The organism is Ligilactobacillus equi DSM 15833 = JCM 10991 (genome assembly GCF_001435735.1).
GTDB lineage: Bacteria > Bacillota > Bacilli > Lactobacillales > Lactobacillaceae > Ligilactobacillus > Ligilactobacillus equi.
In genome coordinates this window covers 45,549-52,312 of the sequence record NZ_AZFH01000139.1, presented here as the reverse complement: position 1 = coordinate 52,312, position 6,764 = coordinate 45,549, and the positions used below count along the sequence as shown (strand labels likewise).

The window sequence follows — 6,764 nt, the reverse complement described above, 5'->3', positions numbered from 1 at the left end:
AATGTGGCCCTACACATTTGGTTTGTCGAAACTTTGTTTAGTTTTCAAAGATCTACCCGATGCTTTTTATAAAAGCTCTTATATTATATCGCTTAGCAACCCTCACTGTCAAGAAGTTTTTTTAACCTTGAGACTGCTTCGCAACAACTTTTATATCATAACAAGTTCACACTTTCTTGTCAAGATTTTTTATCAAGAAATTTAAATGTGTCTTGTTAAGCAACGAATATAATCTTATCAAAGACCTCTTGTCTGGTCAAGAACTTTTTGCAATTATTTTAAAAAATCGGTCAAATTCCAAACTGGCATGGTGAAATTTTCAAAGTTATCAGTTTCTAATACCGTCACACTAGTATTAGCTACCAGCCCCGCTGGACGCACCGCATCGAGATTAATCCCAATTTTACTTTTAGTCAAAAAGGAAATTAAGACGGCGTGGGCGCTAATTAAAACTTTGCCCTGTGGGTGTTGCTGGTAAATTTCTGCGAGGGCTGCGTTAGCCCGGGCTAAAAATTCTGGATAACTTTCGCCACCATTCACTGCTGGATCATACTGGCTAGGTTTTTCTAAATAGTTCTTTAAGTCTGCGGTTCCTGCAAAATCAGCTAACTTTTGCCCATCCCAGGTTCCAAACTCTATTTCGCGCAAACCATCCAGTGGTTGGGCAACTAAATCTTGCGTAAGTTGATCAACAATCACTTGCCCAGTTTGCCAAGCCCGTTTTTGCGGACTGGTATACCAAGCATCAAAATTTTGCCCTTGAGCTTTAAAGTAATCCCCCACCTTTTTGGCATCACGCAAACTTTCCGACAACAAAGGCGAATCACACTGTCCCCCCTGGAAACGCCTTTCCAAATTAAATCGCGTTTTTCCATGTCTCACAAAATAAAATTCCGTCATTTTGCACACCCTTTCTATAAATATAGAAAAAAGAAGCAATTGCTTGCCCCTTTTAATTTTCTTCATTAATTTTCTTTGGTAATTTTTTCTAAACCACCCATGTATGGCCGTAAAGCTTCTGGAATAGTTACGGAACCATCTTCGTTTTGGTAGTTTTCTAAAATTGCTGCCATAGTCCGTCCAACAGCTAAACCTGAACCATTCAAAGTGTGGACAAATTGTAACTTACCTTTCTCATCGCGGTATTGGATGTGCGCACGACGAGCTTGGAAGTCTTCACAATTTGAACATGAAGAAATTTCTCGGTAAGTATCTTGAGCTGGCATCCAGACTTCCAAATCATGAGTCATGGCGGCTGAGAAGCCCATATCCCCAGTTGACAAAGTGATCACGTGGTATGGCAAACCAAGTTTTTCCATGATGTTACCAGCGTTAGCGGTCATCTTTTCTAATTCATTGTAAGAATCTTCTGGCTTCGTGTATTTCACCATTTCAACTTTATGGAATTGGTGCATCCGAATCAATCCCCGTGTGTCACGTCCAGCAGAACCAGCTTCAGAACGGAAAGATGGTGACATTGCCGTAAAGTAAACTGGTAATTTTTCATCCGGAATGACTTCATCGCGGTAATAGTTCGTTAAAGGCACTTCTGCGGTTGGAATTAAGGTCATGTCTTGGCCTTCGATAGAGTAAACGTCTTCCTTAAACTTAGGGAATTGGCCGGTACCGTACATAGAATCATGGTTCACAATGTATGGTGGAATTACTTCCGTGTAACCTTCTTCTGCGTGTTGGTCTAACATAAAGTTATAAATCGCCCGTTCCAAACGCGCTCCCCAACCTTTGTAGAAAACAAAGCGAGCACCAGAAACCTTGGCCGCCCGACCGAAGTCCAAGATATCCAAGTCTTCCGCAATATCCCAGTGCGCCTTTGGTTCAAAGTCAAACTGCCGTGGTGTCCCCACCTTACGCAATTCGACATTGGCTTCTTCATCCGCCCCAACTGGAATAGTTGGATTAGGTAAGTTTGGTAAACGAGCAGCCATATCTTTGACCTTGGCTTCCACTGTGGCCAATTCTTCATCTAAGGCTTTAATCTTACTCCCAACTTCACGCATGGCTGCGATTTGTTCACTAGCATCTTCCTTGTTGCGCTTAGCTTGCGCAATGGCTTCAGAAACCGTATTTCTTTCTTGCTTTAGACTTTCTGATTGTCCCACTAATTCACGGCGTTTCTTGTCTTGGGCCAATAATTCATCAATTGTTTCGGCTTGGACCCCCCGAGTTGCCAAACGCGCCTTAATTTCGTCAGGGTTTTGACGAATCATTTTCATATCTAACATGAAAATTCCTCCTAAATTCTTGATTGTGTAAACAAAAAAAGAGCCTCGCATCCCACTAATGGGACGAAAGACTCTTTTTCGCGGTACCACCCAGCTTCACCTATAAATAAGTGCACTCAACATGATAACGGTCATGACCGTGCGGCATTACCCACCCGCTTACAGCTCATTGGAATTTTCGTTCGCGTAGCTCGCACCAACCACTACGTCTCTTTACCCCTACTTAAAAGATGAGCTATACGTTTACATCATTTATGAACTCATTATAAGGCATCCGACCGGAAAATTCAACGTCTTAATTTTCTTTTTTGACATCATGAGGGGTTAAGTCAATTTCTTCTAAAGGAATCAACTTGGTTTTGTAACGAATCTTGTAGTACAAGTACAAAATCACAAATAACGGCACGGACATATAGGTCACCCCGACCTTTTGCCAGTTCAAAGTTTTAAAGGATTCCAAATCTTGACCAACAATTACCAAAATACAGACAATCAAAGCCAATAAGGGACCCACTGGGAACCACTTAGCTTTGTAGCGTAAGACTGATAAATCCTTGCCCTGCGCCTTAAAAGCACGGCGGAAGCGATAGTGAGATAAAGCAATCCCCACCCAAGCGATAAACCCAGTTAAACCAGAGGCATTCACCAAGAAAGTGTAAATTTGTTCACCAAAGATACTGGAAAGGAAAGTTAACAATCCCACAAAAGTCGTTCCTAATAAGGCGGGCACAGGAATCCCGCGCCCGTTAACGCGACCAAAAATTTTCGGCGCATCCCCTTCAACCCCCAAAGCAAATAGCATCCGCGTGGAAGCATACATTCCTGAGTTGGCCGCCGAAATTACTGACGTCAAAATTACAGCATTCATCACGGAAGCCGCCCCAGCTAAACCAGCTCTTTGGAAAACCAAAGTAAAGGGACTGATGGAAACATCACTGGCACTTGAGCCTAATAAATTAGGACTATCATAAGGAATCAGGCAAGCAATTACAAAAATTGCTAACACATAGAAAATAATAATTCGCCAAAAGACTTGCTTAATGGCCTTAGGAATACTTTTTTCTGGGTGGGCGGATTCACCAGCGGTTATACCAATTAATTCCGTCCCCTGAAAAGAGAAACCAGCCACGACGAAGACACTTAAAATCATCGGTACCCCACCCACAAAAGGTGCCTGTTTGTAAGTAAAGTTTTCCAAATAAGTGGCATGACCACCGATAATTCCGACAATTGTCAACAAACCAATCGCCAAGAAAATAATAACAGTAACTACCTTGATTAAGGCCATCCAGTATTCAGTTTCCCCAAAAGATTTTACAGATAAAATATTAATTAAGAAAATCAAGAGCAAAGCTCCTAAAGAAAAGACCCAAGAAGGAACCTCTGGAAACCAAAACTTCAAAACCAAGGCTGCCGTAGAAACATCTACTGCCAAGGTAATCGCCCAATTAAACCAGTAATTCCATCCCATGGCAAAACCTAAAGCTGGATCCACAAATTTTCGCGAGTACGTTGCAAAGGACCCTGTCACAGGTAAGTAAGTTGCCATTTCACCTAAAGAAGTCATCAAGAAGTAAACCATCAGACCAATACCAATATAAGCTACCAAGGCTCCCCCAGGACCCGCCTGCGAAATTGCGGATCCACTTGCTACAAATAAACCGGTTCCGATACTACCTCCTAAGGCGATCATCGAAACGTGCCGCGTCTTTAAAGAACGCTTCACATTATTTTTTTCTGCCATCAGAAAAAATACCTCCTCTTTTTCACAAAAAGCGGACAAAGATAGGTTCGGCGCAATAAAAAGGCGTATTTCTCCATCGAAATACGCCTTCAATCATCTTTAATCTCAAAAATAATCAATATCTCTTAGCGCTCCGCAACCTCTGTCGCGACAGTCCTACCCCTCTTAAGGTTAGGCCCAGCAAACTTAGCATAAAGTCTAAGCTCCCTTCGGCAACCTCCCCTTTCACCCCACTTCTCCGCTACTTTATTAGCTCAGTGAACTTACTCTTGTCAGTTGCGACCTCTTTTCGATATTTCTAATTATACAAGTTTGAAGTTAAATAGCAAGGATTTATTTCTCGGCCTTTTGGATTTGGTCATTAACCCCACCCACGTCAGCCTTATGATTCATAAATTCTTGATTATTCACTGGAAAGTGTTGAATTACATTTTCAAAGACTTGCAAACTCACTTGTGCTTGGGCAATTTTAAAATCTAAAATGTGCCCCCCCATTTGCCTGGTATCATCCAAGTAGTGGAGGTGATAACCTGGTGCAGCCATCCCAGCAAACATTTCCGGGGCAAAATAACCAACCACCGTCCCCCGACTGTTTTCAGCATCAAATAAGGCTTGCTTTTCCGCCACTTCCACTAAAGTCGGGTAAGGTCGTTTCTGACCTTCTACCGCCCGAGTGTGCATCTGCGCAAATTGCCCTTTCACCTTCACCGCAAAGAAGACATTTTCATACGCATGTTCAGCTAAAATCTTTTGTCCTAAAGCTTCCATGGTTAGATTTTCCACCATAAAACTTTCCGCTTGATCATCATTAAAGTGGACTGTCGCAAAGGGCACCTTAACATCGTGAGTCAAAAGATTGACACTACCATCACTACGTACCAAATATGGTTGGCCATCGACAATCACCATTTCACCATCTAATCCTGTTGCAGTTCCAATCCCGGTATCACCGTGTTGTAAAAGTTCCCCCACCGTTTGAGTACCTTCAAAAAGTCCCGGAACCAGTAAGCCTAAAGTACCATGTTGATATAATGTATGCAAATCTTTTGTCATTTAAGTCATCTTCTTTCAACTTAGTGTAATTGGTCATCTAAGAGTTGCTTACTTAATTCTTTATTGTAGCTGTAATCAACCGGGATATCGACGATTACCGGACCTTCTTCCTTAAAGGCTTGGTCTAAAACTTTTTCTAAGTCTTCCGCCTTATCAACCCGTAAACCCTTAGCCCCGAAACTTTCGGCATACTTAACAAAGTCCACTGGGCCAAAATCAGTCGCCGCCGCCTTACCATACTTAACTTCTTCTTGGAACTTAACCATATCGTACGCCCCGTCATTCCAGATTACATGTACAATCGGTAACTTCAAACGTACGGCAGTTTCCAAATCTTGGGCGGAGAATAAGAAACCTCCATCCCCAGAAACTGAAACTACCTTGGTATTAGGTCGCACTAAGGCCGCAGAAATCGCCCATGGTAAGGCTACACCTAAGGTTTGCATCCCATTCGAGAAGAGTAAGTGACGAGGTTGGTAACTTCTGAAGTGGCGCGCCATCCAAATGTAAAATGACCCCACATCTACGGTTACTGTCATATCATCACTAACCCGTTCTTGAAGCGCTTTGATAATACTCAAAGGGTGGCTAACCTTTTGTCCTTCAACTAAGGCCGGTGGTTCATCACGTAAAATAACTTCTTTACGCAATTCATCCAAGTAAGCTACTGCTTCATCTGGCAATTGATAGCCCTTCATGTACGGTAACAAGAAGTCCAAAGTTTGAGAAATGTCACCCACTAATTCTTTTTCTGGTTGAAAATGTTTGTCAATTTCAGAACGCATAGAATCAATGACCACAATGTTAGCACTCCGATCAGAGTTCCAGTTACGTGGTTCATATTCGATTGGGTCATAACCAATAGCAATTACCAAATCAGCTTGTTTCAACAATTTGTCCCCTGGTTGATTCCGGAATAATCCAACCCGGCCGAAAAAGTCACTTTCTAATTCTCGTGGAATAATCCCAGCTCCTTGGAAGGTTTCAACTACTGGTAAATGCGTCGTCGCAATCAGATTACGAATCGAAGCTGTTGTCTCAGGATCTGAAGCTCGCATCCCTAAGAGCAAGACCGGTAATTTAGCCGCCTTAATTCTTTGAGCCAAAAGAGTGGATTCAACCGGACTGGCAGGGCCTAACTTAGCTGGCATTAAAGGTGCAATTACATCCGTCTTTAATTCGCCATCAGTCACATCTTGAGGAACTGAGACGAAACTTGCTCCTTGCTTGGCGGATTCAGCCTCCGCATAAGCATTAGCAATTACTTCAGAAACATTATCAGGATCTTGCACTTCAGCACTGTACTTGGTAACGGGTGCTAATAAAGCCGCATTATCCATACTTTGGTGCGTTAAGCGTAACAAGTCCGTTCTTTGTACTTGCCCAGAGATCGCCAAAACCGGGTCCCCTTCCGCAGTCGCAGTCACTAAACCTGTCGCTAAATTTGAAACCCCCGGACCGGAAGTCGTAATCACAACCCCTGGCTTACCAGTAATCCGACCAATCCCAGCAGCCATAAAAGCCGCATTTTGTTCGTGACGAGTCACTATCATTTGTGGCATTTTAGGGTCGTTAGAGTGTTCCAACACTTCAAAAACCCGGTCAATCTTAGCCCCAGGAATCCCGAAGACGTATTTTACATCGTGGTTAATTAAACTTTGGACAATCGCATCTGCCCCATAACGTTTTTTATCTTTAGTCATGAATTTTCCTCCAGATATTAA

General features: G+C 42.7%; 5 protein-coding genes and 1 riboswitch. All 5 genes read right to left on the bottom strand.

Features of this window, described 5'->3' with window-relative positions; all coding sequences use genetic code 11:
• Positions 1-273: 273 nt before the first annotated feature.
• The 5 genes from FC36_RS08055 to alsS all read right to left on the bottom strand — a co-directional run bounded on the left by FC36_RS08055 (position 274) and on the right by alsS (position 6,743).
• Positions 274-900 (bottom strand): histidine phosphatase family protein, encoded by a 627-nt coding sequence (locus FC36_RS08055; protein ID WP_025020616.1) that lies wholly within the window; start codon positions 898-900, stop codon positions 274-276.
• Between the two features lie 65 nt (positions 901-965).
• Complete coding sequence (gene serS / locus FC36_RS08050) at positions 966-2,243, bottom strand: serine--tRNA ligase (protein WP_023860128.1); 1,278 nt, start codon at positions 2,241-2,243, stop codon at positions 966-968.
• A 295-nt stretch (positions 2,244-2,538) separates the two neighbouring features.
• Positions 2,539-3,987: an amino acid permease gene (locus tag FC36_RS08045; RefSeq protein ID WP_035191213.1), complete on the bottom strand. Its 1,449-nt coding sequence runs from the start codon at positions 3,985-3,987 to the stop codon at positions 2,539-2,541.
• A gap of 118 nt (positions 3,988-4,105) precedes the next feature.
• A riboswitch (Lysine riboswitch) is annotated at positions 4,106-4,283 on the bottom strand.
• 37 nt (positions 4,284-4,320) lie between these two features.
• The gene (gene budA / locus FC36_RS08040; RefSeq protein ID WP_023860126.1) at positions 4,321-5,040 is read right to left on the bottom strand and encodes an acetolactate decarboxylase; all 720 of its coding nucleotides are present in this window, start codon (positions 5,038-5,040) and stop codon (positions 4,321-4,323) included.
• 20 nt (positions 5,041-5,060) lie between these two features.
• Positions 5,061-6,743 (bottom strand): acetolactate synthase AlsS, encoded by a 1,683-nt coding sequence (gene alsS, locus FC36_RS08035; protein ID WP_056986826.1) that lies wholly within the window; start codon positions 6,741-6,743, stop codon positions 5,061-5,063.
• Between the last annotated feature and the right edge of the window lie 21 nt (positions 6,744-6,764).

Bases quoted from the DNA above. Each gene is read 5' to 3' on its own strand.
- budA (WP_023860126.1), bottom strand. From the start codon at position 5,040: ATGACAAAAGATTTGCATACATTATATCAACATGGTACTTTAGGCTTA.
- FC36_RS08045 (WP_035191213.1), bottom strand. From the start codon at position 3,987: ATGGCAGAAAAAAATAATGTGAAGCGTTCTTTAAAGACGCGGCACGTT.
- alsS (WP_056986826.1), bottom strand. From the start codon at position 6,743: ATGACTAAAGATAAAAAACGTTATGGGGCAGATGCGATTGTCCAAAGT.
- FC36_RS08055 (WP_025020616.1), bottom strand. From the start codon at position 900: ATGACGGAATTTTATTTTGTGAGACATGGAAAAACGCGATTTAATTTG.
- serS (WP_023860128.1), bottom strand. From the start codon at position 2,243: ATGTTAGATATGAAAATGATTCGTCAAAACCCTGACGAAATTAAGGCG.